Annotated in this window: 29 protein-coding genes and 1 pseudogene; 12 read left to right on the top strand and 18 right to left on the bottom strand. The window is 59.1% G+C overall.

All coding sequences use genetic code 11. From position 1 onward, the window contains the following. From DESLA_RS0108625 to DESLA_RS0108590, 8 genes are all read left to right on the top strand, one after another. A complete protein-coding gene (locus tag DESLA_RS0108625; protein WP_028572143.1) occupies window positions 1-252 on the top strand; it encodes a DUF2442 domain-containing protein in 252 nt (83 codons plus the stop codon). Continuing rightward, window positions 252-818 carry an ATP-dependent protease subunit HslV gene (hslV, locus tag DESLA_RS0108620; RefSeq protein WP_028572142.1) on the top strand — a complete coding sequence of 189 codons (567 nt, stop codon included), beginning with the start codon at window positions 252-254 and terminating at the stop codon, window positions 816-818. The genes DESLA_RS0108625 and hslV overlap by 1 nt, the downstream gene beginning before the upstream one ends. Next, complete coding sequence (gene hslU / locus DESLA_RS0108615; protein ID WP_281172403.1) at window positions 818-2188, top strand: ATP-dependent protease ATPase subunit HslU; 1371 nt, start codon at window positions 818-820, stop codon at window positions 2186-2188. Before hslV ends, hslU begins: the two co-directional genes overlap by 1 nt. 139 nt (window positions 2189-2327) lie before the next feature. Beyond that, complete coding sequence (gene argB / locus DESLA_RS0108610; RefSeq protein ID WP_028572140.1) at window positions 2328-3206, top strand: acetylglutamate kinase; 879 nt, start codon at window positions 2328-2330, stop codon at window positions 3204-3206. Between the two features lie 53 nt (window positions 3207-3259). Beyond that, window positions 3260-3514, top strand: coding sequence for a UPF0175 family protein (locus tag DESLA_RS0108605; protein ID WP_028572139.1), 255 nt, complete (start codon window positions 3260-3262; stop codon window positions 3512-3514). Further along, complete coding sequence (locus tag DESLA_RS0108600; RefSeq protein ID WP_028572138.1) at window positions 3507-3995, top strand: PIN domain-containing protein; 489 nt, start codon at window positions 3507-3509, stop codon at window positions 3993-3995. The genes DESLA_RS0108605 and DESLA_RS0108600 overlap by 8 nt, the downstream gene beginning before the upstream one ends. A gap of 40 nt (window positions 3996-4035) precedes the next feature. Beyond that, entirely contained in the window at window positions 4036-4590 is a 555-nt protein-coding gene (locus DESLA_RS0108595) for an HDIG domain-containing metalloprotein (RefSeq protein ID WP_028572137.1), read from the top strand. 7 nt (window positions 4591-4597) lie between these two features. Next, window positions 4598-4957, top strand: coding sequence for a hypothetical protein (locus DESLA_RS0108590; RefSeq protein WP_028572136.1), 360 nt, complete (start codon window positions 4598-4600; stop codon window positions 4955-4957). 28 nt (window positions 4958-4985) lie between these two features. On the opposite strand, the gene DESLA_RS0108585 is transcribed toward DESLA_RS0108590, so the two are convergent. The 13 genes from DESLA_RS0108585 to DESLA_RS0108520 all read right to left on the bottom strand — a co-directional run bounded on the left by DESLA_RS0108585 (window position 4986) and on the right by DESLA_RS0108520 (window position 17370). Next, window positions 4986-6560 (bottom strand): GTPase family protein, encoded by a 1575-nt coding sequence (locus DESLA_RS0108585; RefSeq protein ID WP_051434521.1) that lies wholly within the window; start codon window positions 6558-6560, stop codon window positions 4986-4988. Then, complete coding sequence (locus DESLA_RS0108580) at window positions 6557-7819, bottom strand: YcjF family protein (RefSeq protein WP_084032200.1); 1263 nt, start codon at window positions 7817-7819, stop codon at window positions 6557-6559. The genes DESLA_RS0108585 and DESLA_RS0108580 overlap by 4 nt, the downstream gene beginning before the upstream one ends. A gap of 23 nt (window positions 7820-7842) precedes the next feature. Then, on the bottom strand, window positions 7843-8661 hold the full coding sequence (locus tag DESLA_RS19565) for an SAM-dependent methyltransferase (protein WP_084031976.1): 819 nt from the start codon (window positions 8659-8661) through the stop codon (window positions 7843-7845). A gap of 16 nt (window positions 8662-8677) precedes the next feature. Continuing rightward, a complete protein-coding gene (locus DESLA_RS0108570) occupies window positions 8678-9442 on the bottom strand; it encodes a class I SAM-dependent methyltransferase (protein ID WP_028572133.1) in 765 nt (254 codons plus the stop codon). Window positions 9443-9970: 528 nt separating this feature from the next. Further along, window positions 9971-10243, bottom strand: a complete 273-nt coding sequence (locus tag DESLA_RS0108565; protein ID WP_028572132.1) for a hypothetical protein — start codon at window positions 10241-10243, stop codon at window positions 9971-9973. Between the two features lie 134 nt (window positions 10244-10377). Further along, the gene (locus DESLA_RS0108560; RefSeq protein ID WP_028572131.1) at window positions 10378-11445 is read right to left on the bottom strand and encodes a TOBE domain-containing protein; all 1068 of its coding nucleotides are present in this window, start codon (window positions 11443-11445) and stop codon (window positions 10378-10380) included. A 220-nt stretch (window positions 11446-11665) separates the two neighbouring features. Continuing rightward, on the bottom strand, window positions 11666-12427 hold the full coding sequence (locus DESLA_RS19560; protein WP_051434520.1) for an ABC transporter ATP-binding protein: 762 nt from the start codon (window positions 12425-12427) through the stop codon (window positions 11666-11668). 2 nt (window positions 12428-12429) lie between these two features. Continuing rightward, window positions 12430-13188: a molybdate ABC transporter substrate-binding protein gene (modA, locus tag DESLA_RS0108550; RefSeq protein ID WP_028572130.1), complete on the bottom strand. Its 759-nt coding sequence runs from the start codon at window positions 13186-13188 to the stop codon at window positions 12430-12432. Next, window positions 13188-13865: a molybdate ABC transporter permease subunit gene (modB, locus tag DESLA_RS0108545; protein ID WP_028572129.1), complete on the bottom strand. Its 678-nt coding sequence runs from the start codon at window positions 13863-13865 to the stop codon at window positions 13188-13190. The genes modA and modB overlap by 1 nt, the downstream gene beginning before the upstream one ends. Next, window positions 13858-14154: a hypothetical protein gene (locus DESLA_RS0108540; protein WP_028572128.1), complete on the bottom strand. Its 297-nt coding sequence runs from the start codon at window positions 14152-14154 to the stop codon at window positions 13858-13860. The genes modB and DESLA_RS0108540 overlap by 8 nt, the downstream gene beginning before the upstream one ends. A 387-nt stretch (window positions 14155-14541) precedes the next feature. Continuing rightward, window positions 14542-16335 carry an ABC transporter substrate-binding protein gene (locus tag DESLA_RS0108535; protein WP_028572127.1) on the bottom strand — a complete coding sequence of 598 codons (1794 nt, stop codon included), beginning with the start codon at window positions 16333-16335 and terminating at the stop codon, window positions 14542-14544. A 493-nt stretch (window positions 16336-16828) separates the two neighbouring features. Further along, entirely contained in the window at window positions 16829-17140 is a 312-nt protein-coding gene (locus DESLA_RS0108525; protein WP_028572126.1) for a type II toxin-antitoxin system PemK/MazF family toxin, read from the bottom strand. Further along, complete coding sequence (locus tag DESLA_RS0108520; RefSeq protein WP_028572125.1) at window positions 17137-17370, bottom strand: ribbon-helix-helix domain-containing protein; 234 nt, start codon at window positions 17368-17370, stop codon at window positions 17137-17139. Before DESLA_RS0108520 ends, DESLA_RS0108525 begins: the two co-directional genes overlap by 4 nt. A gap of 91 nt (window positions 17371-17461) precedes the next feature. Here DESLA_RS0108520 and DESLA_RS19555 point away from each other — a divergent pair. Together DESLA_RS19555 and DESLA_RS0108510 are read left to right on the top strand one after the other, a co-directional pair. Next, window positions 17462-18049: pseudogene (locus DESLA_RS19555) on the top strand (HipA domain-containing protein); the annotation flags it as partial. A gap of 308 nt (window positions 18050-18357) precedes the next feature. After that, a complete protein-coding gene (locus DESLA_RS0108510; RefSeq protein WP_028572124.1) occupies window positions 18358-18951 on the top strand; it encodes a Uma2 family endonuclease in 594 nt (197 codons plus the stop codon). A 45-nt stretch (window positions 18952-18996) separates the two neighbouring features. Here the strand turns inward: DESLA_RS0108510 and DESLA_RS0108505 are convergent, their stop codons facing one another. The 5 genes from DESLA_RS0108505 to DESLA_RS0108485 form a co-directional block, all read right to left on the bottom strand. After that, window positions 18997-19821 (bottom strand): molybdate ABC transporter substrate-binding protein, encoded by an 825-nt coding sequence (locus tag DESLA_RS0108505; protein WP_028572123.1) that lies wholly within the window; start codon window positions 19819-19821, stop codon window positions 18997-18999. 67 nt (window positions 19822-19888) lie between these two features. Beyond that, a complete protein-coding gene (locus DESLA_RS21670; RefSeq protein WP_169732610.1) occupies window positions 19889-20902 on the bottom strand; it encodes an ABC transporter ATP-binding protein in 1014 nt (337 codons plus the stop codon). Next, entirely contained in the window at window positions 20899-21561 is a 663-nt protein-coding gene (locus DESLA_RS0108495) for an ABC transporter permease (RefSeq protein ID WP_245590027.1), read from the bottom strand. The genes DESLA_RS21670 and DESLA_RS0108495 overlap by 4 nt, the downstream gene beginning before the upstream one ends. 195 nt (window positions 21562-21756) lie before the next feature. After that, window positions 21757-22599, bottom strand: coding sequence for an ABC transporter substrate-binding protein (locus tag DESLA_RS0108490; RefSeq protein ID WP_028572121.1), 843 nt, complete (start codon window positions 22597-22599; stop codon window positions 21757-21759). Window positions 22600-22646: 47 nt separating this feature from the next. Then, complete coding sequence (locus DESLA_RS0108485; protein WP_028572120.1) at window positions 22647-23570, bottom strand: substrate-binding domain-containing protein; 924 nt, start codon at window positions 23568-23570, stop codon at window positions 22647-22649. A 290-nt stretch (window positions 23571-23860) separates the two neighbouring features. On the opposite strand from DESLA_RS0108485, the gene DESLA_RS19545 reads away from it, so the two are divergent. Beyond that, window positions 23861-24766 carry a DNA-methyltransferase gene (locus tag DESLA_RS19545; protein ID WP_245590026.1) on the top strand — a complete coding sequence of 302 codons (906 nt, stop codon included), beginning with the start codon at window positions 23861-23863 and terminating at the stop codon, window positions 24764-24766. Continuing rightward, entirely contained in the window at window positions 24744-25703 is a 960-nt protein-coding gene (locus DESLA_RS0108475; protein ID WP_028572119.1) for an XcyI family restriction endonuclease, read from the top strand. Before DESLA_RS19545 ends, DESLA_RS0108475 begins: the two co-directional genes overlap by 23 nt. Window positions 25704-25794 lie beyond the last annotated feature (91 nt).

Genomic DNA, 25794 nt, shown 5'->3' with positions numbered 1-25794 from the left:
ATGAATCCGAGAGTCAAAGAAGTTATCCCGGTAGATAATTATACGATATTTATCACGTTTGACAACGGAGAGCAGCGTATTTTCGACGTCAAGCCCTACCTGGATAAAGGCATTTTCTATCAACTGAGGGATATTGACGCATTTAAAACGGTCAAACCGTTTATGGGCAGCATCCAATGGGGTGGTGGACAGGATTTTTGTCCCGATACTCTCTATTCATGCAGTGTGCCCGTAACAACAAGGGATACATGATGCAGTTACACGGAACGACCATCCTCGCCGTGCGCGACGCGGGCGGGGTGGCCATGGCCGGGGACGGGCAGGTGACCATGGGCCAGAGCGTGGCCCTGAAACACAAGGCCCGCAAGGTTCGAAAGATTTACAAGGATCGGGTGATAGTCGGCTTTGCCGGGGCCACGGCGGACGCCATGACGCTGTTCGAGCGCTTTGAGGCCAAGCTGGAGGAATACGGCGGCAACCTGGTCCGGGCCAGTGTGGAAATGGCCAAGGAATGGCGGCTGGACAAGTATTTGCGGCGGCTGGAGGCCATGCTGCTGGTGGCCGACGACACGTCCATCCTGCTGCTCAGCGGCACCGGGGACGTGATCGAGCCGGACGACGGGGTGGCGGCCATTGGCTCGGGCGGGAGTTATGCCCTGGCCGCGGCTCGGGCCCTGGCCCGAAACACATCACTGGACTGCGAGGACATCGTGCGCAAGTCCATGGCCATTACCGCGGAACTGTGCGTGTTCACCAACGACCAACTGAGCCTGGAATCCCTGCGCAAAGACGAGGCCAAGAAGGAGACGACCACCTGATGAGCTACTTGACCCCCCGTGAAATCGTATCGGAACTGGATCGCTACATCATCGGCCAGAAGGACGCCAAGCGCATGGTGGCCATCGCCCTGCGCAACCGTTGGCGCAGGCAGCAGTTGGCCCCGGAACTGCGGGACGAGATCGCGCCCAAGAACATCATCATGATCGGCCCCACCGGCGTGGGCAAGACGGAAATCGCCCGGCGGCTGGCCAAGCTGGCCAGTGCGCCGTTCATCAAGGTGGAGGCGACGAAGTACACGGAAGTCGGCTATGTGGGCCGGGACGTGGAGTCCATGATCCGGGACCTGATGGAGATCGGTGTGACCATGCTGCGCAAGGAGGAAACCGAGCGGGTCCGGGTCAAGGCCGAGAAATTGGCTGAAGAACGGTTGCTTGACCTGCTTCTGCCGGCCAAGAAACCGCCACAGCAGACATCCCCCACCATCCCCCCGACCAGTGGCCAGGCCTTGGAAATCGAGGGCGACGCCGGCCAGGATTCGACCCGGGAAAAATTGCGCAAGCTGTGGCGGGACGGCAAGCTGGATGAGCGTCTGGTGGAACTGGAGGTCAAGGCTTCCTCGCCCCAGGTGGAGATCATGGCCATGCCCGGACTGGAGGACATGGAGATGCAGTTCCGGGACATGTTCAGCCGGGTCTTTCCCCAGCGCCGCAAGCAACGTCGGGTCAAGGTCAAGGACGCCTATGAACTGCTGATCCAGGAGGAGAGCGACAAGCTCATCGACATGGACAAGATCATGGAGGCGGCCCGGGAGCGGGTCGAGCAGGGCGGAATCGTCTTCCTGGACGAGATCGACAAGGTTTGCAGCAGCCGGGAAGCGACCAAGGCCGACGTGTCCCGGGAAGGCGTGCAGCGGGATCTGCTGCCGGTGGTGGAAGGCAGTTCCGTGAACACCAAGTACGGGATGGTGCGCACGGACCACATCCTGTTCATTGCCGCCGGGGCCTTTCATATGTCCAAGCCTTCGGATCTGATCCCGGAATTACAGGGCCGCTTTCCGCTGCGCGTGGAGTTGTCCGCGCTGACCAAGGAGGATTTCCTGCGCATCCTGACCGAGCCCGAGAACGCCCTGACCAAACAGTACATGGCCCTGCTGGGCACCGAAGGCGTGACCCTGGAATTCGCCCCGGACTCTCTGGAAGAGGTGGCGGACTTCGCCCAAAAGATCAACGACGACACGGAAAACATCGGCGCCCGCAGGCTGTATACCATCCTGGAAAAAATTCTCTCCGACCTCTCCTTCGAGGCCTCGGAACGTTCCGGGGACCAGGTGGTCGTGGACGGCGCCTATGTCCGCGACAAGCTCCAGGATATCCAGCAGCGTCGGGATTTGTCGCGGTATATACTGTAGCGCCGGTTCCTTAACCGTGACGGCATCAATCGAAATCGCTATCGAAATCGGTTTCGGTGTCGAAAAAACGATTGGTTCCGAATCTGCTTAAATCGCACCTTAAATCGCACCTTTTACCTGGTTGAGCGAGTACAACCCCATGCAACACGAAGTCGCCAAAGCCAAAACCCTGCTCGAAGCGCTCCCGTACATCCGGGATTTTTTCGGGCAGACCGTGGTCATCAAGTATGGCGGGCACGCCATGAAGGACGAGCAGCTCAAGCGGGCGTTCGCCCTGAACATCGTCCTGCTGCGCTACATCGGGGTCAATCCGGTGATCGTGCATGGCGGCGGCCCGCAGATCGGCAGGATGCTGGATCAACTGGGCATCTGCTGCCAGTTCCGGGAAGGGCTGCGGGTCACGGACGAGGCCACCATGGACGTGGTGGAAATGGTGTTGGTGGGCAAGGTGAACAAGGAGATCGTCAACCTGCTCAATCAGCACGGAGGCAAGGCCGTGGGGCTCTCCGGCAAGGACGGGCGGATCATCAACGCCCAGAAAATGGAGATGGTCATCCCGCACAAGGACATGCCCCCGGAAATTATCGACCTGGGCAAGGTGGGCGAGGTCACGGACATCCGCACCGGCCTGATTCGCACCCTGGAAAAAGAAGGCTTCATCCCGGTGATCGCCCCGGTGGGCGTGGACGACGATGGCGAAACTTACAACATCAATGCCGACGCCGTGGCCGGGGCCGTGGCCGCGGCTCTGGAGGCCAAACGGCTGATCCTGCTCACCGACGTACCCGGCGTGCTGGATCTGGAGGGTAATCTGATCTCGTCCATGAACCGGCACAAGGCCGTGGAAGCCCTGGAAAAAGGGGTGCTGCGCGGCGGCATGATCCCCAAGGTCAAATGCTGCCTGGAAGCCGTGGAAGCCGGCGTCGAAAAGGCCCACATCATCGACGGCCGCCTGGAGAATTCCATCCTTCTGGAGATGTTTACCAAGGGCGGGATCGGTACGGAGATCATTTTTTAGGTGAGTTTTCAAGATGTTGCAGGTTTTGGACTTCCCCTGAGTGGAGGCAGCTTATGAATACGGTCGTGCTCGAACTCCCTTTTGATGCTTTGGCGTTGCCTGGTATGTCCCCGGAAGCGTTGGCACGCGAAGCCCAATTTATGCTGGCCTTGAAACTGTTCGAAGTTGGACGCTTGAGTTCCGGCAAGGCCGCGAAGCTTTGCGGAATGGGGCGGGTAGAGTTTCTTCTTGCCGCGGGACGAGCCGGTGTACCCATAGCAGCGCTGGACAATGATGAGGTGATGGCGGAGTTTAACGCCGATGTTTGATCGCGCGGTGGTCAATGCCGGTCCGCTGATCGCGCTATCACTGCTTGATTCCCTCGATTTGTTGCCAACGTTGTTTACCGAGTGCTGGGTTCCGCGGACCGTCTACAACGAAGTGTCGGTGGCGGATATCGACAAGCCGGGGGCCAGAGCTTTGCAGAGAGCAGTCTGGCAGATGCGTGTCAGAGTGAGTCCCGTTCCCGACCCTTTGCTGGTGATGGAGTTGGATGACGGAGAGGCCGAGGTCATATGCCTTGCACGGCATCTGTCGCCGTGCATGGCGATCATTGATGAACGACGAGGTCGACGAATCGCCCGGCATGTTTATGGACTTCCCGTCAAGGGGACGGCTGGGATTTTGGTCGCAGCCAAACGTCGCGGGTTGATTCCCGTTGTGCGGCCGCTCTTATTGGAGCTGCGCGCCTCAGGATATTATCTCGCCGACAACGTGATTGCCGCCGCATGCCAGGCAGTGGGCGAATAATTGCCACGCAAGTTGTTTTTTTGAGCGTAAGGAGAATATCATGATATCGCGTGAACAAGCCTGGGAGCTGCTTTCCAGCAAGGGCCAGGAACAGCATATGCTGCATCATGCCCTGGAGACCGAGGCGGTGATGCGGGGGGTGGCCAGGCGGCTGGGGCAGGATGAGGAAGTCTGGGGGCTGGCGGGGCTGCTCCATGATCTGGACTTCCACGAAACCAAGGAATTGCCGGAAGAGCACGGTTTGCGGGCGGCCACGTGGCTGGCCGAGGACTTGCCCGAGGAAGCCTTGACGGCCATCCGCGCCCATAACGGCGAGCGCAACGGGGTTGCGCCGTCCACCACCTTCGACCACGCCTTGCGCTGCTCCGAGACCGTCACCGGCCTGGTTTCCGCGGCGGCCCTGATCCGGCCCACGAAGCTGGAGGGGCTGGGGGCCAAGAGTCTGAAGAAGAAAATGAAGGACAAGGCCTTTGCCGCGGCGGTGAACCGGGAGATCATCCGGGAGTGCGAGACCATCGGGGTGGGACTGGATGACTTTCTGAACGATGCCGTGGCCTCCATCACCACCATCGCCGATCAGGTCAACCTGAAGTGACCCTGAAATGACCTCGGTTTCCGAAGCCGTTGGCTCCTGCGCCATGCTCCTGGCCTTTCGCAGCCTGGAGGAAGTCTACGTGCGCGGCAGGACCGTGCATTTCGTGGGCAACGGCCACCGGTTTTACGGCAACATCGAGTGCGAAAGCGTGTCTGATTTGCGGGTCGGCCCGCTTGCGCCGCTGGAAGAATCCGTGCTGGGAAGCGACCAGGAATGGGGCTTCCAGCTTGACCTGACCCTGGACGAGGACATGGCCCGCTCCGGCCGGGAGCGGGTCCGCTTCCAGTTCGCGGACCGGGAGCAGGCGGCCATGGTTCACCAGGTCTTCACCGACGTCGCCGCGTCCGTGCGTGGCGCGGCTTCTTGATCTTTTCTCTTCTCTCATCTCGTGATGGCTATCTAAGAACCGACCCGAGCATTCTGCCCGCCGTCTTCATCTGCTCTTTGACGGCGCTCCAGAATTCCTCTCCCTTCCGCGCCTCCAGACAGCGCAGAAACCGCGCCTTTTCGCTTTCCTCCTGAAGTTCCAGAATCACCGCAGCCAACGTGTCCTCCACGTTGTAGAGACGCCCCTGAGCCAGGCAGACCGGGATGGTCTGGTCCACGGGGACGTTCAGGTCCCGGGCCACGGCTTGCACCGCCGCGGCGATGGCAACGGCCTTGGGGTTTGGAGCGGCGTTCAGATCGTAGGGAGGCTGCCATTCTTTGACCGGCCGGAGCTGGTCGATGTGTGTGAGCGCGACCACCAGGGGCGGGAGGCGGCGGGAAGGGCGTTCGGCGTACCAGGCCCTGATCCGGTCCAGTTGCTCGCGCTCGGCGTGGCGGTCGGCCCGGTTTGCCGCTGTGACCCAAAGGATCAGGTCCGCGTCCAGCACGGCCCGGCGCAGGGCCTTGGGGGGCAGAAGATCGGTGTCGCATCCGGGGGCGTCCAGGATCAGGGCCGCGTCCCGGCCCTCCCGTTCCAGGCGATAGGCTTTCATGGCCTGGGTGGTTCCAGGCAGCGTATCAGTGGTCACCTGAAGCCTGCCGAACAGGGCGTTGATCAGGCTGGACTTGCCCGTGTTGGCCCGCCCCAGGACCAGGATGCGCAAGGGCTCTGAGGTGGAGGGTTCGCCGTGCTTTCCGGCGTCATTGAGGTCGCTTCGGGTGGCCGCTGTGGGACGGGCCGTGGGGTCCTCGTCAATCAGCAGCAGTTTTCCGCTGTACAGTTCAATGGCGTAGTACCCGACCTTGCGCACGTACTCGCGCAGCAGCCAGGCCTTGACGTTCTCCAGGCCGTATCCGGCGATGCTGTTTCCCAGGTTGCGCCGCACTTCATGAAACAGGGCCGAATACGGCGAAAGCACGGCCCGGCCCAGGCGGTAGAGGGTTTCGTACTGCTTGACGGTTTCTCGCCAGCGGTTGATCCGGGCCAGCAGGCCCATGGTCAGCTTGTGACTGAAGGGGATGGTCCGGGTGATCTCCCGGCGCAGATCCCGGGCGGCCCGTTCGGTGATCAGCAGGGCGTGGGGGATGGTCAGTTCCAGGAGAGGGTTGTCCGCTTCGGGATGATAGTGGCCGGCCACCACATCCAGAGTGTCCCGGCCCAGCAGGGCAATGCGCTGCACGTCCGCGACCGCCCAGTCCTTGGGTGAGGTTCGCTGGGCCAGCTCCTCCACCTTGATCCAACAGGCCTCGTCTTGGCGGGACCAGTGAGGGGCGGGTCTGGTGGTGCGAGATTCGGGGTCTATTGATTGTTCGGCTTGATCGGTCTTGGATCGGGAACGTTCGATCCGGGCCGCCAGTAGGTGCAGTCCGTAGCCGGAAACAGCGCAGATTCCCAACGCGGCCAGCCAGAAAGGGCGGTGGTCGGACAGCCAGATCCAGGCCAGGCCGAGGGCCGGCAGGGCCAGCAGGGGCAGGGCAGCCAGGAACACGGCCAGAAGGCGCAGCAGGCCGAAGCCGCGCAGCAGGGCGGTCTTGCTGATCATGATCCGTCCTTTTGCCCGAAGGGCTTGATCAGGTTCCGGCCCCGGCGCAACGCCTCGTCAAAGATCTTCCGGACGTCCTCGGCCCGCACGGAGCGCCCTTGGGCCGCGTGGTCCAGGTAAAGTCGGGCCGCCTTGCCCAGGGCGAAGGTCAGGCCCGCGCCGGTGGCCGCGCCGTAGGCCGCTCCTCCTGTCTGGCCCAGGACCGGAATCAACTTGATCACGCTGCGCCCAGCCAGGCGCAGCCCATATCCGGCCATGATGCCCGGCCCGAGCAGGGCGGAGAATTCTGCGACGCGCCGCTTGTCCCAGCGCACTCCGGCCAACTCGCCCAGCTTGTGGAGCATCTTCACCTGCAAGGCGGGCAGGGCCGCCAGGTCCACCAGGGGCAGGGCCCCAATGGCCGCGGAAGCCATGGCGTAGCCGACGATTTGCTGATGAGCGGCCAGGGAAAATGAATCGCTCTGGCCGTCTTCCCGGTCGCTCTCGTCTCGAAGCCGCACTTCCAGGTCGAACCGGGAAGCCCGCTGAACGGCCTTCCAAAGGGCGTCCAGGCCGTAATCCGTGGGAAGAATGTCGTCCTCGGGCAGGGTCAGGTCCACCGGGACCCAGACCATCGGTCCGTTTCCAGGCAGGGCGCCGAGCCGGTCGCGCTGGAAGAGCAGAGCCCGGGTCAGGTTCGGGGGAACCCGCGTCTCCCAGCCGGATTGGTCGAAGGGGTAGGGCAGAACGTGCTCGAAACCTGAGGGATAGACTTCGTGCAGGCAGGTCTGGGCCACGATCACCGGCCAGTCCGGTCGCCGTCGGCGCACGGCCCGCAGGACGTCGAACACCGCGCCCTGCAACCCGTCCGAGACCTTGACCACGGCAATGATCAACTGGGCCTGGGATTCGCAAAAGGCCAGGTCCTCGGCAGGATCGTAGTCCACCTCGCCCAGACCCTGGGTGTCCAGGAAGCGGACCACCGGCGCATCGGCCGGGTGGTCGTAGAACCGGGCGGTCCGGGTGCAGCTTTGAAAGCCGTTGCCGATCTCCGCGTCCGGGCTACCGGTCAGGGAGCGGATGATGGAGGTCTTCCCGGACTGGGTCTTGCCCAGCAGCCAGACCACCGGCGGTGGCTGGACCGCCCTGGCCCGGCGCAGGGCCTCGTTCAGCGCGGCGTCGCTCATCCCGCTCTCGCCGTTTAGCCCGCTTTCTGGGTCCTTTTCAGCGGCGGCCCCTCGGATCGTTCGCCGCAGTCCGGTCAGCAGGTTGGCGAACATTGAAAGCTTGTTCAACCCCTTCATCAGCCGTCCACTCCGCAGCGCATGCCCACGTCCGGACTGTACAGATTTTCGGCCATCCAGTCGGTGCGCCGGGCCACGGCCCGGACAAAACCGATGAATTTCCCTTGGTCAACGGCCAGGGCTTCGGCATCCGATGGAAAATGGGACTTGCCGGAAGCTTCCGCGGCCCGCTCGAAGTCATGCCAGTGCCGCCATCCGTCCGGCAGCAGATCCACGCTCAGGTCAGTCACGCCCCGATTACGGCTCCAGTGCTCGCGCCACCAGTCCGCGGTCTTGAAGCTCCAGCACTCGTCTTCCCAGAATATCTTGCCGTTGGATTGCGGCGCGGCCAGGTGCTCCGGAACCTCTGAAAAGGCTTGCGTCAGGCCGGGAACGACCACGCCGATCTGTCCGCCGGGTTTCAGGAAGCGGGTCAGGTAGCCCAGGTAGAGCACGTCCGTGCCGAAGTACTGATAGGCGTCCACGGACACGACCACGTCGAAGAAGGCCTCGGGAAAAGGCAGGGCGTGGGCTTCGGCCCGCAAGGGATACACCAGGGAGCCAACCCCGGCAGCCTCGGCCCGGGCATGGTTGAATTCCGGAGAGATCCATAAATCCGCGGCCCAGACCTGCACGCCGAACTCCCGGGCCATGAAAACGCTGGTCATGGCCCGCCCGCACCCCAGGTCGAGCACGCGCAGTCCCGGTCGCAGCGCCAGGGCCCCGGCCAGCCATTCCATCAGCCAAACGGCGTTGGGCCCCATCTGGTTATCCAGCATCCAGTCCGGGTCGTACTTCGCGGACAGGGGGAATTCGGGCTTGATCAGCGGATTGGTCATGAGCGTTTCCTGTTTTTCAGCTATTTTGCCCAACGAAAATCGTCATCGGATACGCGCCGTCGTTGAGCAGAAACTTGTCGTAGACGCCGTCGAGAATCTCTTGACGCATGGCGAGCCCGGCCTCCTGGAACACCTGGTCCCAGGTCGCCTGGGGAAAGAGGCCGAGGACGTGAAGGTCCGCGTGGGTGGTCAGGTCGCCGTGGCGGCGGATCAGATAGAAGAGCGCGGCCTCGTAGGTGCCGGGGCGGTATGGATTGACGTAGTTGTTTTCCAGCAGCGTGACGTGGACGCCGTCCTTTTCGCCGGTATAGGCGAAATTGTTGTCCTGAAAGGTCTCCGCCGGCTTCCCGACCACAAGCAGGACCCCGCCCGGATGGAGATGGTCCACCGCGGTTTGCACGGCCTGGCGCAACTCGTCCAACGTGGTCATGTAGTCGATGCAGTCCGGGATGACCACCGCGTCGAATCGTCGGTTCAAGCGCACGGAGCGCATGTCGTCTTCCAAATACTCGATCTCCGGATGTCTGGTCCGGGCCATGTTCAACATGCCCGGACTCAGGTCCACGCCGGTGATCGCGAAGTGCCGCTTGAACTCCCGATCATGCCCGCCCGCCCCGCAGCCCAGATGCAGCAGAGTCCGCGGCGCACGAACCAGGCCCGACGTCGCGGCCCGCCGGATCAACTCCACATAAACAGCGGCCTCCCGCTCATAATCCGCCGCATCGGCCAACCAATCATCGACCCAGGCCAGGTCGTTGTAAGCAATCCAGGGGGAGGTCATTGTGTGTTCTCCTGTCTTGAGTGAAGTGCTTGCGTTTTACGGCGTGATGGCCACTCATCGACGCTCGTCCCCGATCATACCTTCAACTTCTGGCGTGCAGGGATCAGTTGAAGAGTTTTCTTCCCAGGAGAGGCAACCCCGAGGAGCAGAACAGGGCCAGACATAGTACGCCGGATAGAGGATGAGCAAGGCCTTTGTCAGTCTTTCGCACCATTCGCATCGCGGAGTTCAGGCCAGAGAAATATCAGAGTCGGCGGCGGGAATGTGGCGGGCCCGCTGTCTGAATGCGCGGCCAGGATTAGGAGATTTAATTCGCGGAAGCAGGATCTATGAATGTGGAGAAGGGTCATGGAGAAGGGTCATGGAGAAGGGTCATGGAGAAGGGCCTCGGCGACGTGTGACCCAACGAGCGTGTCATCGGGAACATGACGCTTCACGCCTCATCCGTGGGGCAACTCTGGGGTTCAGCCGCGTTGCCTCGCCACCAACTCTCAACAAGTAAGAGTTTGGACAAATGGTCGCCTCCGGTCACACCTTCAGCCTATCCGAACGCAGCACATAGGCCAGGGCGGTTCCCACGACGAATCCCACGGCCAGGTTGGAAGCCAGGGTGATGCCGACCACGGCGACCGCCACGAACAAATCCTTGCGAACATTGATGTCCAGCATGCTCATGCAAAGTTGGAGACCGGCAAAGACGAGCAGCACGCCCAGGGCGGACATGGGGAAGAGGACTGACAGGATGTGGTTGCCCAGGAGCACGGCCAGGGCCAGGAATATGGCTCCGATGATCAAATTCAAACCAAATCGAAAGGAGAAAGGCACGTTTTCATGAATTATCGTGTAAGTATGCGTGGAGATACCCTTGACGCCGCAATGGGGCAAGCCCGTTGAGGAATGAGGGACGCCGCGCCGCGTCCCGACTGAAGTCGGCCTCACTCCCGATTGAGAACCACGCAATAGGCCCCGAAAAGCACCCAGGCCTGGTCGCCTGAGCGCAGCTTCAGGCGACGGCTGCTCGCGGCGGTCGTTATGGAGCAGATTTCCGTGCCGTCCGCCAGGCGCAGCAGAATTTCGGCGTTGATCCGACCGGTGCTGACGTCGATGACCATGGCCGGCAGGCGGTTGTCCGCGCTGTTCTGGTCCGCTCCCTCGGAGCCGGCGACGAGTACCCAAGGAGCCTTGATTTCCGCGGTCACGAACATCCCGACCTTCAGCCGCATCCTGCGCAGACTGGCGTTGGTGATCACCGAGACGACGTGCAGCCCGCCCAGAGTCAGCAGCGTCACTTCGGACTGAATGTCCCCGGTGAGAATTTCCGTGATCTTGCCGAAAAAAATGTTCCGGGCGCTGGTGCGCCGGCGACTCTCCCGGTCGATATACCGTCTGGCGGCATGGTGGACGTCTTCCTCGGAGACATCCAGATGCGCGGCGGTGAGGTTGGGCGTGGAGTGGCCGAGCAGCCGCTGGACCACGGGCAGGGGCAGATTGCCGCGCAGCAGTTCCACGGAGCGTGAGCGGCGCAGCGTACTGGGATTGCCGAACTCCCGGGGCAGCCCGCAAGCCTCGGCCTGCTCGTAAAACTTGCGCCGGACATGGGCCGGGTCGATTCGAAACAAGGCATCCTCCGGACCATGCCCGCCCGCAGTCAAGGCCGCGCGCAGCTCTTCAGCCAGGTCGTCGGGAATTTCAACGACCCTGGCGCGTTCCCGTTCCTCGCCGCCCACGGTGACGACCCGCTTCCCCAGATCGATGTCCCCCGCCTTGAGGTCCAATATTTCGTTCAGCTTGGCGCCCGTATGACGGATCAAAAGAAATATCAAAAGGATGCGCCGCCTGGACTCCCGAACGTCCCGCCGCGGAGAGTCCGTTGCCCAGACGCGAAAGGTTCGCTCCAGCTCCGCCAGTTGGACGGAGTCGAGAATCTTGACGTTCGGTGGGACGGAAAACGAAGCGCCCGGCGAATGCCGTGTCGCGGGGTCTTCATCAGGGATGGTGTGCATTTTGGTGTGGGATCAGTAGAAAAGTTTACGGGATGGTTCAAAAGCTGTTGACACGTGAAGAGATGAACCGCCCACTATGCTCAAGGCACTGGTGACACAAAGTAAGAATTTTGTCTTCCGCTGGAAAGATGCCGAAGCCAAAGGGCTCCACGCTTGACGTCTTGCCGTCGCAGATCCCGTAGTCTTCAGTCAAGCCCGCCTTCAGGCCGGAAAAAGGACATCATCCGGATTCATTGGCATTGCCATTGGCCGCCTCAAACAACGGAGTCAGAATATCTCCCGCGCTTTCACCACCGGAGCGACGCTCCCGATAATCCAGCACCTCCAACACCCGTCCGTGACCAAAAGCCACCAGGCTTTGGGCAAAGACCTCCACATCGGCCAGATCGTGGGTGACCATGACCATGGGCACGTCAACACGTTTCTGAATTTGGGCCAGTTCCTCGCGCATTTTCGCCCGCAAGGGCTGATCCAGGGCCGTGAACGGCTCGTCCAGAAGCAACAGCCGCGGATTGGGGGCCAGGGCTCTGGCCAGGGCCGTGCGTTGGCGCTGGCCACCGGACAATTGATGGGGACGTTGTCCGGCAAGAGCGGCGATGCCGAACAATTCCAGCAGTTCCTCCACCTTTCGCCGCTGTTCCGTGCTGAGCGGACGAAAGGGTCGCTTCAGGCCGAAAGCCACGTTTTCCCGGACAGTCAGATGCGGAAACAGGGCATAGTCCTGAAACACGACGCCGACATTGCGCTTTCTGGCGGGCACGTTCACTCCTGTCCGGGAGTCATAAAACGTGACGCCTCGGACCGCGATGTGCCCTGACCGAGGGGCCAGCAATCCCGCCAGGGTCATCAGGGTCAGTGTTTTGCCGGAACCGGACGGCCCAAAGAGAACGATGGACGTGGAGGACGCCTGGAACGACGCATCCAGCTCAAAACCGCCGACATCACCGGTGAAGCGTGTCGTGATGTCGCATCGCAGAAGCATTGTCATTCCGCTTTGCTGAATCCGTACCCGGAAAGGACGGCTTGTCCCTTCTCGGAAAGGATGAAGCGCACGAAGGCTTGGGCCAAGTCCGGCTGTTTGCTGTCGGAGAGCGGGGCGATGGGAAACAGGGCCGGCTCCTTCATGGGCATTTCCCTGACCACGGCCACGACGTCCGCCCCCCGGACCGCGTCCGAGGCGAAAAAGAACCCGGCATCCACCTCGCCGAGCCGCAAATAGCTCAGTAGTTGGGTCACGTTTTCCGCGAAGATGTACTTGGGCTCCAGAACTTCCCAGAGTTCCAGGTCCTTCAGTGACTGCCTGGTATAATTCCCCGCCGGACTGGTGTCCGGCGTGACCACTCCGACCCGACGGACACCGGCGCTCTCCAGGTCTTTCAGGGTCGAGACCCCGGCAGGATTGTTTTTGGGTACGGCCAGGACAATTCGGTTTTGCGCAAAGACTTTGGACTCCATCGATTCAACGCGCCCGATCCGGATGGCCTCGTCCATCCAGCGCATGTCCGCGGAGGCGAACACGTCCGCGGGCGCGCCCTGTTCGATCTGGCGGTAGAGCGCCCCGGAGGCTCCGAAGTTGAAGACCAGTTGCGTTCCAGGGTGCTCCTTTTCAAAATCATCCTTGAGCACAGTGAAGGCATCCGTCAGCGAGGCCGCCGCGGACACGATCAACTCCTGAGCCGCGACCGGCACGACCGAGGCAGGAAACAGAAAAACACACAGCAAGGCGGCGGCAATTCGTTGCATCACCTTTCCTCCCATTTGGGTTTGAGCAGAGATCCCGTAATCCATAAAATCAACACGCAGGCGGCGGACAAGACAAGCACCAACATGTTGGCCAAGTCTTGGTTCCCGGTCTGCACGGCGCTGTACACGGCCAAGGGCATGGTCTGGGTTCGACCGGGCAGGTTCCCGGCAACCATCAAGGTGGCCCCGAACTCGCCCATGGCCCGGGCAAAGGCCAGCATGGTTCCGGCCACGATTCCGCGCACGGCCATGGGCAGCAAGACGCGCAAGAAAATTTGCCATTCGCCGCAGCCCAGGGTGCGGGCCGCGTTCTCGTATTTTTGCCCCACCCCTTCCAACGCGGCTCGGGCCGACTTGAACACCAGGGGAAACGCCACCACGGACGCGGCAATCACCGCCCCCTGCCAGGTGAACATCAGGGTGATCCCAAAAGTCGACTCCAGCCAGCCGCCGATCACTCCGTTGCGCCCTATCAGCACGATCAAATAGTAGCCAAGCACCGTGGGCGGCAGGACCATGGGCAGGGTCAACACGGCATCCAGCATGTTCCGACCGGGAAAACGAAACCGATGAATCACCCAGGCCAGCAGCACCCCGAACACCAGGGCGAACAGCGTGGCCAGGGAAGCCACGCGCAAGGTCAGTTGCAGGGGGAAGAGAAACGAGCCGTCAGGCACTGTTCGACCAGATTCGAATACGGGTTGTCTTGCCTATCACCCAGAGAGACGCTGCAATCAGCAGACAAAGGAATCCCTCGACAGGGCTGGCCAGAGCCAGTGGCAGTCCGATACCTGCCAGGAACAAAGGCAGGCTTTTCGTAGCCGCTTCCCCTGCCGGAATCCGGGACAAGCGGCACGACGCTTCCCCGTAGATTCCGTCGGAATACCTATCCAGGCAATTGCCCAGCAATATTTCACAAACCACAAAGACCGTGGCCACAAGACAAACGCCCAAAACAATACCCATGATCCCTCCTCCTGCTCGTTGTTTTTCCTGAGTAGAGCATCATGTGTGCCAAAAATAAAAACCTGGAATCATTGAGAATATTTCCTAGACACTGGAAAAAGCTACACTTTTGCAACATGCACTCATACAATTATGTATCGTTGCCAGGAATTCGGCGCCAATGTGGAAGCTTTTCTGAAGGAATCAACTATGCTATTTTTAGCATAACATCAACAGGAACGCATCGAGAAGCTTCTCTCTCAAGGTTGATCGTGGAGTCGGCGGGGGGGGGAATGTGGCGGGGGCCGCTGTCTGGCGGCCAGGGTATGATTCCGGCCACGAGATCGCTTTACGCCAACGGCCGTTCCAGCAAAAACGGCCCTGGCTCATCTGGTAGTTGTCTGGTTCTTACTCTTCAAAGGCCAGAGCCAGTCGGTACTCGGTTCCGTGCAGCCCCACCGTGGTCCAGACGATATTTTTGACCACCTCCTCTTGCATGTTCTTGTCCAGAAAACGGTATCGCCCCCGGCCATCCGGCTCGGCAGCAATCCTGCGAGCAACTGCAAGCAGGGAAGGATATGTTTGATATAAAGGATCAAGAAAAACATTTTTGCCGATTTCCTGTTCATTGATGTCATAGACCATGACCCCATCCTTCTGGATCACAAACATTTCCACGGGAAAATTGGAGACCTTCTGGGAAATAATGCTCCCGAAAAAATCCGGTTTGGCCAAAATGCTGACTGATCCAATGAACTCATTTTCAAGATTGAATACAGGATGCTCCAGGTCAATACCCACAAATCCCTCAACCATCTTTACGGCCTGACTGAGTACCGGCTGACGCGTGGAATGCAGCCGGACGATCTGTTCCTGCTGGCTGATGTCCTCTCCAATGACATCCAGGTACCTGTCCGGGGCCACATTGACGATTATCCCTTCAGCATCAACGGTAACGCAGTTGTAGGCATGGGGATTTTTTGCGTAAAGTTCCTGGAGTATTGAAGCGGCAGGCTCTCCCGCAAGTCCTGTTTTGGAAAGCTTCCGGGCAGCCAGTGCAATATCCTGATCCATTTCCTGGAATATGTCTTCAAGCTGTTGCGAAGTCTTTTCAAGAAGCATGGGAAATTGAAATCCGGCAACCTGAAACCGGCCGTCCACTATCTGCTTAAACAGATATGGATACCTGGCGTCTCCATGGCTGGTGAAATAAATCTCCCCCAGCGCACCCACGAATTTCCGCCCTGCGTAGCTCTGAAACAGATCAGCCGGCCGCACAAGCCCCTTGTCCAGGATCTGCAAAAGAGTGGTCACTGCATCAAAGGCTTCGACCCCGAAAAATCCGGGATCGCTTCCGTATTCCCCCCGGTACATGGCGGAAAATTCATGCTTCGTATTGTAGGAAGGGTATGTATAGACAAGTCCGTTGGTGTATTCCGGCTCAGCCAGAAGTTCCGCACGTTCAATGGGCCGAGTGCCCACGAATTGCGCGGTTATTCCGATTTTTCGGGCCTGCCGGGCAATCCCGGCAGCCTCCCCCGCACTGATGAGCACCAGGATGTCTGGATCAATGGACTGTATTTCCGAAAGTTTTTCGTGGATGTCCATCTGTTGAGGATCATACACATGCGTCGCTGCAACCTGCTCAGAAAAACTGTGCCGGATGTGGGAAATCCAGCTTTTGCCCAGGTCGTTGTCCATGGCCAGTATTGCGATTTTCTCGAAGGAGGACAGATACTCAGCCAACTGCTGTTGCTCATCCGCCGCGTCCAGAGTGAACCTGACTGTATTTCCTGAATGGGTACGATTCAACGCTGCGCTGCCAATGGCGATGTGAAATATGCCTTTCTCAGCAGCAAGGGGATGGATCGCGTCAGAAGCCCAGCTGGAGCAGCTGATCACTGCCAGGGGACGATCCTCAAGTCCCGCAAGCTCATGAAATGCCTGCACAGCGCTTTCTTTGTCCGCTCCTCCATCTTTGAAGATAACATTTACAGGAACATCCGACTTTGAAAGAGCCAGATTGATGGCTCTTTGCTGCTCAAAAGCGATGTCTTCAAAGGCTGAGGAAAAAGGAAGAATGACCCCTATGACTGGTCTGTCAAATTCCGTTGCTGAATCCTGTGCAAAGGAAACACTGCTTGAAAGCGCAACTAGAATACACATCACCTTCATACCTATCATAAAAAACCGTCCAAACATTCAATTTTCCTTTTTTTCCAATTCTGAATTTGTAGGAAAGTGCCGTACAAAAACGACACAACAAGACGCCGATTCCTTTCTAGCTGACCCCACGCGAAACGAACGTCGTTCCGCGACAGAGAAGCATCGCTTCGACCATCCACGCTGGAAACACCTCCGCGTGGCCAGCGGCGCGTTTCTTGGACTTGATCAAGCTCATGTGCCGGTGCATTTCTGGCGATTCCTTGTGGGAGGTATTTTGAGGGAACGCGGAGAGGGGTCAGGTCTGCTCTTGGCTCGAAGTGTTCCTTTTTTCAGTATCGCCTCGATCATCCACCCGGGAGGAAAGACCTCCCCGTGCTCAGCGACCCGTTTCTTGGGCGTGACCAAGCTCACGTGCCGATCCTTTGGCGATTACTTGTGGCATGTGGCAGGCATTTTGGACTGCTGCTCTTCAACTTCAACAGGCGCGATTTTGCGATCCGCTGAAAGATCGTGGTTGGCAGCTCCATTTTCAAATGTCGAGTGCAAACCGGATTGCTCGTCCGACCTCTACCATCTTCATTCGGGGAAGGAATGTGATCAATGGACCGATTTTACCTTTTGAAACAGTCTGCAAGTGGTCACAATTGACCGCGCAATCCTTGGGCATACCCTCAATCGTCGAGAGAAACACTTCCGATGGAATATCGCGCACAGTAGTTGTGATAGGCGCGATAGTAACCTCCCCCAGGTACTCCAACACGCTGTCGCGCGTCAGGATGAGGACTGGCCGTTTTTTATCCGGCGCCGCGAATTTATACCAGCGTATTTCCCCGTGCTTCATCCATCCCCCCATGCCTGTTCGGCTTCCCAAACTGAAAACTCATCGCCGGCAACCGGATATTGTTCGTAACCACGTCGATGCTTTAGCTCAAGTTGCCCGTTTTTATACTTTTCCAGCGCATCCTGTAGAGCCTTTCTTGTGAAAGCGGACCGACTCGTGTGGAGTTCCCTTGCAACACGATCCACCGCCTTGACGAGATTATCATCAAGGGTCATCTGAATTGTTCGCATAACGCACCTCCTCAATGTGGATACTTATAGCTATGAGTAATCCACATCACGGACAACGTCAAGAGCAAATCGATCTGCCAAAACGACGTACCGGGAGGTTTCGAAAAACGGGAAGTTCCTGGTGGTCGAACGATTCGACCTCACGGAGCAGGACCGGTACATGGGATTTGAGGATTTTTGCGTCCTGGCGGGCCTGCCCAGCGCGAAGAAGTACCACGGGAGTTATGAACAACTGACCAAGGTGCTCCAGAACTACTGCATCCAAGAATGCCTCGGAGAATGCCTTGCCGACCTGTTCAAGATGATCGCCGTCAGCGTTGTGCTGCGCAACGGAGACGCGCACCGTAAAAATTTTTGCCTGATCTCCGACAGCCCTGAGGCAAGACGCGGAAAGCTGGCCCCCACCTTCGACATCGTGACCACCACGGCCTACCTCCCCCACGACGCCCTGGCCCTGGACGGATCAAAAAAATGGCCGGACCGGAAACGCCTGCTGCGCTTTGCCGAACATCACTGCGGCCTGCAGCGCAAGCAGGCGGACATGATCCTGGAAGAAGTCAAACACGGAGTCAGGCAAGCCCAAAAAGAACTCACGCACGGCGTCTCGCACCTTGAAGGCTTTGCCGCAGTGGGCAGGGCCATGGGGAAGGAATGGGACAAGGGCCTCGGCGACGTATGAGAGTCAAAGTCATGAGCCCGCGTCGCGACGGTCCGGAGCAGGCTTCGTTTGCCGGTTGGCCGATCATCCGTAAGCGTCTTTTCGATCATCCACCGTCAGCATGAACACGATTCCCTCGTTCTCGTCCACAGAGTATTGATAGAGAAGGCATCGTCGGAAAAGGCATGCATGGTCCGGACGCTTTCATGAAGCAAGGCGGTCAACCTTCCGCACCGATTTCTTGACCAGGAAGCAACCGGCGCTTAGGCTTAAAGCTTGTCTCATCATCAATTCAGACTCCTGGGATCGCTCCCTATGCTGGAGGCGCCATGACCGCATTGCCCGCTTTGAAACCCGACGGATTCACGTATCAGGATTATCTGGCCTGGCCGGACCAGGAACGCTGGGAGATCATTCATGGCGAGGCCTTTGCCATGACTCCCGCCCCGTCAACACGGCATCAGGTTCTGGTCGGCAATCTTTTTTTCGAGATCAAAAAATCCCTTCTTGCGGGGAAGTCGCCCTGCGCGGTCTTTACCGCCCCCACGGACGTGGTCCTGGACGAACGGACCGTGGTTCAGCCGGACCTGTTCATTGTTTGCGACAAGGCCAGGGTCACGCCCAAGTCCATCCAGGGGCCTCCGGATCTGGTCATTGAAATCGTATCCAAGGCGACAGCGTTCAAGGACACGGTGATCAAAAAACAACTGTACGAGGAATTCGGCGTGACCGAGTATCTCTTGTTTTTTCCGGACCTGGACCTGGTGGAGCGCCATGTCCTGGACAAGGGCCGCTACCTGCCCCCGGAGCGCTTCAACTGGGACGCCACCCTCGCGCTGCACGCCTTTCCAATCCAGCTTCACTTGTGGGAAATTTTTGAACGCGATTTTCCTCCGGCCAAGCCTTCTCCCGTTCAGAACTGAACGATTGAAACCAGCCTGCAAGGGAAATACCATCACAACTTCTTGCTAACCTTGAGGATGTTTGGCCGGCAGACCACCAACCACGAAGCCGTAGTCTCCAAGTATTTTCTGACCTTCGGGAGACAAGATGAACAGGGCCAGCCGCCAGGCTTCCTGCGAAGCGCCATCCAGGACGAGCAGGCCGTAGTCCGCCCCGACGGAGAGTTCCGGTCCGATGGAGACGATCTGCAAGTGCGGCAGCTCCTTCTTGGCCAGCACGGCGTTGGTGCAGTAGGTCAGGAAAACGTCCGCCTTTTGATCATCCATGACCCAGGCGTATTGATTGCGACCTTCCGGAGCCTTGGGGCTGTCCGGACCGCCGGTGAGCTGCAACGCTTTGGCCGTCAGGATTGCCGTGCTGCCGGACTTGAGCTGGTCGGCCTTGCCGAAGAGTTCGAAGGCGTAGTCCCCGGAAGGATCGGCCTTGGGCGTGGACGTGCCCACCCGCACGGCGGGATCGAGCATTACGTCCAAAAGGGTGGCCGTGGTGACGGACAGTCTCGGTTGAGCCAGGGCACACAGGTTGTTTCGAGTGAACAGGGCCACCGGCCCCTTTTGGCCCTGGCCGACCAGGTTTTGCGGGTGTGCCATATTCGCGGAAGCGAAGACGTGGGCGGCCTCGCCCTGTTCGATGCGCTGGCGCAGCAGCCCGGATGGGCCGAATTCCGTCGCGACCGAATTTCCTGTCCCGACTTCAAACGCCTTGGCCACGTCGGTCAGGGCCGCCCGCAGACTGCCGGCGGCGTACAAATTGACCTGTTCAGCCTTGACCTGCATGGGGAGGACCAGAAAGGCCGCCATGAGAAGGAACGCAAACTGTTTGTTTTTCATTGCGATAACCTCGTTTTGTAGTGGATTGTCGTTGTACGGGATGGAAAACCTGTCATCACTCTGATCATCAGGCCAGCTCTATCGCTTCCGGATCAATACGCACACGCACTTTATCCCCGACCATGACGCCGAGATGTCTGGCTTCATCCTTGCTCAGCAAGGTCCGGAGGGGAACGCCGATATCCAGAAGCACCTTGATGTTCGGACCTTCCGCGGTCATCTGCAATATTTCACCGACATGCCCTTGTTCGGACAACTCTTCTTGTGCAGCATCCAAGGGGATAAGCCTGATCAGTTGGGGTTTGATGAAGACCCGCCCCGGGCCGGAGCGCGACGTTTGCACGGGGAGGGCGATGTTGTCTCCGACAACGCAAAGCGCTCCCCGGTCTCCGTGAACAAGGTCGCAGGAAAGCAGGTTTTCGCCACCCGGTCCCGTGAGTCGTCCCTCGAACAAAAATATCTTCTCATCAGCCAGCCTCGAGGCCTCCAAACGCTTGTGCGTTGAAAAGATGATGGAAACACCCTGATCCTTGCGCAACTCCCGAATCACCCCGTCGATGACGGCCTGATTTTCCACGTCCACGCTGGCCGTGGGCTCGTCGAAGAGCATCACCTCGGGGCGACAGGCCATGGCCCGGGCAATGGCCACGCGCTGGGTCTCGCCTCCGGACAGCAGGTGGGCCGGACGCTGGGCAAAGGCGGACATGCCGACGCGCTCCAAACATTGTTCGGCGGTCTTGCGCCGCTCCCGGGCGGACACGCCGCGCATCCTGGGGCCGTATTCCACGTTCTTGAGCACCGTGGTGGAAAACATGATCGGATGCTGATCCACCAGCACCACCTTGCGGCGCAAGGCGGTCAGGGTGCTGTCCCGCCATTCCACGCGGCGGCCTTGAAAATCAACTTCCCCGTGCACCGGCGGCCGCAAAAAGGCCAGAACGTGCAGCAAGGTGGTCTTGCCCGAACCGTTGGGCCCGAGAAGGGCGTAACTGCCCCCCGCTGCAAGCTCCAGGGCGTCGATGTCCAATACTGTCCGGCCTTCAAAAACCTGCCGCAGATTGCGCAACGCGTACAAACTCACCTGCTGCCCCCGTACTTGCCCTGCACCAGTTGCAGGGCCACGTTCATGATCAGACTCACGGCCAGCAGCACAATGCCCAGGGCCACGGCCAGGACGAATTCACCTTTGTTATGCTCCAGGGCCATGGCCGTGGTCATGGTCCGGGTGAAGCCCTTGATGTTCCCGCCCAGCATCATGGCGATGCCGATTTCCGCGATGACCCGGCCGAATGCGGCGATGATCGCGGCCAGGATGCCGAACCGGGCTTCTCGGGCCACGGCCACGGCCGCTTGCAGGGCATTGGCGCCCAGGGTCAGGGCCGTGCGCCGATAGCGTTCGTCGATCCGGCTGACCGCGGCCATGGTGAAGGTGGCCACCCAGGGCAGGATCAGGATCACCTGGCCGACGATGATGGCCTTGGGTGTGTACAGCAGGCCCAGGTGGCCGAGCATCCCCCGCCGGGACAGGAAGGCGTAGACCAGCAGCCCGATAACCACCGTGGGCAGGGCCAGCATGGTGTTCAGGATCGTGATCACGGCCCGCTTGCCCCGAAACTCCTTGACCGCGATCAGAAAGCCGAGGGGCACGCCCAGAATCGAGGCGATGATCGTGGAAAAAAAGCTGACGTACAGGGAAACATAGACGATGAAGTACATCTCCGGGTCCAGGGACCAGATCATCCGGAGGGCTTCGATGATGCTTTGGGCGAGGAAATCCATAATAGAGGGAGGGGGATAGAAGTCAGAGTTCAGAAGTCAGAATTCAGGAGTCAGATGCCAGAGGAAATCACAGGAGCGGGAAACACTCCCGCCCCTGCGTGCAGGCATAACCCGTCAAGGGTGGGTTATCATGTTGGGTCGTGTTTTTCCGTCACCCTATTTGGCGTCAGGGAAAAACAGCGGTTGACCGTGGAGTTGATAGCTGCCGATGACCTGCTGGCCGCGCTCGGAGACCAACCATTGGGCGAAGGTATCGGCCAGGTCGAACTTCACATGGGGATGTTTTTCCGGATTGACCGGAATAACGCCGTAGGGATTCTTGAGCATGTCGTCGCCATCGTAGACCACCACCAGTTCAAAGGGCTCGGAGCGGCCGAGCTTGTAGTTAAGATAGGTACCCCGGTCAGACAAGACGTACCCGTCTTTTTCCTCGGCAAAAACCAGGGCCGCGCCCATGCCTTGACCGATGGAAAAATACCAGTTGCCGCCATCCAGGGGTGACTTTGCATCCGTCAGGGCCAGCCCGGTGGCTTCCCAAAGCTGCTTTTCCTGACCATGCGTGCCGCTGTCGTCGCCCCGGGACACGAAAGGAGCCTTGGCCGCGGCAATACGCTTGAAGGCTTGGGCGACGCTGGGAGCACCCTTGATGCCGACCGGATCGCTCTCCGGGCCGACGATGACGAAGTCGTTGTACATCACATAATACCGCTTCGTGCCGTAGCCGTCGGCGACAAATTTGTCTTCCCGGGCTTTGTCATGGACGAAAACAACATCCGCGTTACCGTCCATGCCGTCCTTCAGGGCCGCGCCGGTGCCCTTGGACATCACCCGCACGGTGATGCCGGTGTCCTTGAGAAACTCCGGCAACAAATAATCCAATAATCCTGAAGCCTCGGTGCTGGTGGTGGTGCTCATGGTGATCACCTTGTCCTGGGCCAGGGCCGGGAGAGCCGCCAATACAAGAGCAGCGCTCATTACAATGAAAACGATTTTCCGCATGCAAATCTCCTTTTCATATTGCGGTTAAGGACAACAATTTCTTCACACTATTGCCCGTTCTCCGAATCCCTGGGATAGATCGTCCGCCCGGCCTGGGAGATGTCGTATCCGGTCAGAGACTCGGCCTGGCGCTGAAACGTCGCGTCGTGAAGCAGCCCAAGAAACTGCTGGACTCCCTTGTCAAAAAAACGTTCCCGGGAGATCAGCAGGTCGAACCGCTCCCGGCCCAGCGGCAAAAAATCCAGCTCAAGAATCCCTGCCACGGCCCGGATGCCCGGGCCGACATCCGCTCGCCCGGCCAGAACCTCCAGCCCGATGTCCAGATGCCGATGGACCTCGTTGCCGTATCCGACCATGGTCTCCGCGGCCACGCCTGCTTTTTCCAAATGCTGGTCAAAGAGCAGGCGCGTGCCCGTGGTCAGAGGCCGGTTGACCACCCGGACTTCCTTGCGGCCCAAGTCAGCCACGGAACGGATGTTCAGGGGGTTGCCCTTGGGCAGAATCAGGCCCTGCTCCCGGAAGCAAAAATTGATCACCGCCGGAGGCGCGGACAATTCCTCTTCGGCGAACTGGAAATTGAAGTCCCCGTCCTCGGCCTGGATCAAATGGCTGGAGGCCATGTGACACAAGTTGTTGCGCAACGCCTTCAACCCGCCGAAGCTGCCCACGTTGCCGTAGACCGCGAGGTGTTTGGGAAAGGTCTTGTTGAACAGATTCAAGGTCCGTTCCAGCAACGGATCATCGCTGCCGGCCACGATCAGCAGGCCGTGATACGGGGGCAGGGGAGAGGCCGGGGAGGGAAAATTCTGAGTGGTGTTCTCGATCCATTGCTCCACAAGATGCTTGGGAAAAAGCCACTTCCCGGTGATCTTGGTTGCCGGCAGCCCCTTCTCGGCAATCAGGCCATAGACCATCTTCTCGTTCACATCGAGCAACTGGGCCACTTCCTTGGTGGACAACAAGTTCTTCACAGAATCCTCCGGTGAGACAGTGATGCGCAAGGTGTTCACGAGATACTTTCTAGGTCATTTTTCGTCAACACTTTTTTGAGAACAATAAAAATTGAACTAAAAATTACCGAAACAAACTAAAACAAACAAGTTAACCTTTCGAGGTGCCGTCCTCCGGTATCAATTCCCCATTTCTTGCTCAACCCCCGGCATGTTGCTAAACGTCACCAGATGCAACAACGCTCCACCCCTCTTCCTCCCTTTTCTCTCTTCACGTTTTCGACTGGCTCAGAACACCGCGGATCGCGATTATGACCATGGAATTCGTCCAGGAAGCACACTCGACCTATGCCCAGGGAATCGCCCGTTCGACGATCTTTCAGGGCGACTCCGGAAAACTGCTTCAGCGCCTCCCTTCCGGCTTCTTTCGATGCTGCGTGACATCGCCGCCGTATTGGGGTCTGCGGGATTATGGGGCGGAAGGACAAATCGGAGATGAGGACGATCCGGACGAGTACGTTGAGCGTCTCGTGGAAGTCTTTGAGCAGGTCCACCGCGTGCTCACCGACGACGGAACTCTGTGGCTGAACCTCGGCGACAGCTATACCAGCGGCAATCGGGGATACAGAGCGCCGGACAAGAAAAATCCCGTTCGCGCCATGTCGTATCGGGCCAGAACCCCCCATGGGCTCAAACCCAAGGACCTGATCGGCACTCCCTGGAGAACGGCTTTTGCCCTTCAAAAAGCGGGATGGTATCTGCGCAGCGACATTATCTGGGAAAAGCCGAACTGCATGCCGGAGAGCGTCAAGGACCGGCCGACACGGTCCCATGAATATGTTTTTCTTTTTTCCAAGTCCCTCAAATATTATTACGATCACCAAAGCGTCCGGGAGGAGAACGGTCGCAACCGGCGTACGGTCTGGTCCATTCCCACGGAAGCGTTCCCCGGCGCCCACTTCGCCACCTTTCCGCCCAAACTGGTCGCCCCCTGCATTCTCGCGGGGTCCCAACCAGGAGACTGGGTGCTTGATCCTTTTTTAGGCTCGGGCACCGTGGCCGTAGCCTGTCAACGACTTCAGCGAAACTACGTGGGGATCGAATTGAACCCGGAATACGTCAAGATCGCCGTGGACCGGGTTCGCGCGGAGGAATACCCGCTTTTCTCATATCTCACCAAGAGTTCGCCTAAAAATGTTCAAGATTCCAGAGCCTGACCTCCAAATCGCCTTTTTCACGCGCCTCCAGGAACTGCGCCGAACCCACCTGCGGGATGCCCTGCTGGATACGGTCGCGTCCATGGAAATCCCGCTGCTCGACGAACAACTGGCCTCCCTGGTCGCGGCAAAGGATTTGCGCACGGTGGCGGCTTGGGGGCTGCGCGGCGAGATCATCTTCGCCGTACCCGCTCTTTTGGAACGCAACCCGCTGCTCCTGGGCTACTATCGACTCCTGCTCGGCTTTTCCCAAAAGCAATTCTACGGCAATCGATACGAATTCGCACCGTTCAAAATCATGGAGGAGCATGGGCGAATTCCTGCGAACAGAACCCACGATCTGCGCGAACTTTGCGCCGCGCTTTGCGTCAGCGCCGGCCACCTGATCAACAACGTGGATCGATTATCCATTGAAAACGTGCATGAACTCACCCTGCTCACTTTGGGTCCACAGTTGCGGGGCGGTGCGTTGAATGCACTTGGCAGCAAGGCGACTCGAAAAGTGTTCGACCTGATCAGCGATCTCCTGGCGTCGGAAACCGTTGCCGAGGGTGAACGCTCGTTGGAAATTCAAAACGCTTCCGGACGATTGGTCCGGATTGAATTTGCTTCCGATCCGGACATCTGCATCAGAGAGGAACTGCCTTCCGGACGATATCGCAATCTCGTGGCTATTGAGATCAAGGGGGGACGGGACCACTCCAACATTCACAACAGGATCGGCGAAGCGGAAAAAAGCCATCAAAAAGCTCGCAAGGACGGCTATGTCGAGTGCTGGACCATGGTCGGGGTTGCTCGTCTGGATGTCGACCTAGCAAAGAGAGAATCTCCCTGCACGGACCGATTCTACCATATCGATCATTTGACCCGGCCCGACTCGGAAGAACATCTGGATTTTCGCGAAAACCTCCTCTCACGAATCGGAATCAAGGCCTGAACCGCTTCATCTTCAACCGGCCAAGTATTCTCTTCTCATTCCTTGAGTCCAATCTCAGGATCACATTCCAAATATCCACATATCCATTTAT

This window comes from Desulfonatronum lacustre DSM 10312 (assembly GCF_000519265.1).
Classification (GTDB): domain Bacteria; phylum Desulfobacterota; class Desulfovibrionia; order Desulfovibrionales; family Desulfonatronaceae; genus Desulfonatronum; species Desulfonatronum lacustre.
Note: the sequence above shows the minus strand (reverse complement) of the source record. Positions and strands in the feature narration are given on the sequence as shown.

What these genes read in the sequence shown, in the direction of transcription:
- DESLA_RS0108625 (WP_028572143.1), top strand. Translation starts at nt 1, where the DNA reads ATGAATCCGAGAGTCAAAGAAGTTATCCCGGTAGATAATTATACGATA.
- hslV (WP_028572142.1), top strand. Translation starts at nt 252, where the DNA reads ATGCAGTTACACGGAACGACCATCCTCGCCGTGCGCGACGCGGGCGGG.
- hslU (WP_281172403.1), top strand. Translation starts at nt 818, where the DNA reads ATGAGCTACTTGACCCCCCGTGAAATCGTATCGGAACTGGATCGCTAC.
- argB (WP_028572140.1), top strand. Translation starts at nt 2,328, where the DNA reads ATGCAACACGAAGTCGCCAAAGCCAAAACCCTGCTCGAAGCGCTCCCG.
- DESLA_RS0108605 (WP_028572139.1), top strand. Translation starts at nt 3,260, where the DNA reads ATGAATACGGTCGTGCTCGAACTCCCTTTTGATGCTTTGGCGTTGCCT.
- DESLA_RS0108600 (WP_028572138.1), top strand. Translation starts at nt 3,507, where the DNA reads ATGTTTGATCGCGCGGTGGTCAATGCCGGTCCGCTGATCGCGCTATCA.
- DESLA_RS0108595 (WP_028572137.1), top strand. Translation starts at nt 4,036, where the DNA reads ATGATATCGCGTGAACAAGCCTGGGAGCTGCTTTCCAGCAAGGGCCAG.
- DESLA_RS0108590 (WP_028572136.1), top strand. Translation starts at nt 4,598, where the DNA reads ATGACCTCGGTTTCCGAAGCCGTTGGCTCCTGCGCCATGCTCCTGGCC.
- DESLA_RS0108585 (WP_051434521.1), bottom strand. Translation starts at nt 6,560, where the DNA reads ATGATCAGCAAGACCGCCCTGCTGCGCGGCTTCGGCCTGCTGCGCCTT.
- DESLA_RS0108580 (WP_084032200.1), bottom strand. Translation starts at nt 7,819, where the DNA reads ATGTTCGCCAACCTGCTGACCGGACTGCGGCGAACGATCCGAGGGGCC.
- DESLA_RS19565 (WP_084031976.1), bottom strand. Translation starts at nt 8,661, where the DNA reads ATGACCAATCCGCTGATCAAGCCCGAATTCCCCCTGTCCGCGAAGTAC.
- DESLA_RS0108570 (WP_028572133.1), bottom strand. Translation starts at nt 9,442, where the DNA reads ATGACCTCCCCCTGGATTGCTTACAACGACCTGGCCTGGGTCGATGAT.
- DESLA_RS0108560 (WP_028572131.1), bottom strand. Translation starts at nt 11,445, where the DNA reads ATGCACACCATCCCTGATGAAGACCCCGCGACACGGCATTCGCCGGGC.
- DESLA_RS19560 (WP_051434520.1), bottom strand. Translation starts at nt 12,427, where the DNA reads ATGCTTCTGCGATGCGACATCACGACACGCTTCACCGGTGATGTCGGC.
- modA (WP_028572130.1), bottom strand. Translation starts at nt 13,188, where the DNA reads ATGCAACGAATTGCCGCCGCCTTGCTGTGTGTTTTTCTGTTTCCTGCC.
- DESLA_RS0108540 (WP_028572128.1), bottom strand. Translation starts at nt 14,154, where the DNA reads ATGGGTATTGTTTTGGGCGTTTGTCTTGTGGCCACGGTCTTTGTGGTT.
- DESLA_RS0108535 (WP_028572127.1), bottom strand. Translation starts at nt 16,335, where the DNA reads ATGTTTGGACGGTTTTTTATGATAGGTATGAAGGTGATGTGTATTCTA.
- DESLA_RS0108525 (WP_028572126.1), bottom strand. Translation starts at nt 17,140, where the DNA reads ATGAAGCACGGGGAAATACGCTGGTATAAATTCGCGGCGCCGGATAAA.
- DESLA_RS0108520 (WP_028572125.1), bottom strand. Translation starts at nt 17,370, where the DNA reads ATGCGAACAATTCAGATGACCCTTGATGATAATCTCGTCAAGGCGGTG.
- DESLA_RS0108510 (WP_028572124.1), top strand. Translation starts at nt 18,358, where the DNA reads ATGACCGCATTGCCCGCTTTGAAACCCGACGGATTCACGTATCAGGAT.
- DESLA_RS0108505 (WP_028572123.1), bottom strand. Translation starts at nt 19,821, where the DNA reads ATGAAAAACAAACAGTTTGCGTTCCTTCTCATGGCGGCCTTTCTGGTC.
- DESLA_RS0108495 (WP_245590027.1), bottom strand. Translation starts at nt 21,561, where the DNA reads ATGATCTGGTCCCTGGACCCGGAGATGTACTTCATCGTCTATGTTTCC.
- DESLA_RS0108490 (WP_028572121.1), bottom strand. Translation starts at nt 22,599, where the DNA reads ATGCGGAAAATCGTTTTCATTGTAATGAGCGCTGCTCTTGTATTGGCG.
- DESLA_RS19545 (WP_245590026.1), top strand. Translation starts at nt 23,861, where the DNA reads ATGACCATGGAATTCGTCCAGGAAGCACACTCGACCTATGCCCAGGGA.
- DESLA_RS0108475 (WP_028572119.1), top strand. Translation starts at nt 24,744, where the DNA reads ATGTTCAAGATTCCAGAGCCTGACCTCCAAATCGCCTTTTTCACGCGC.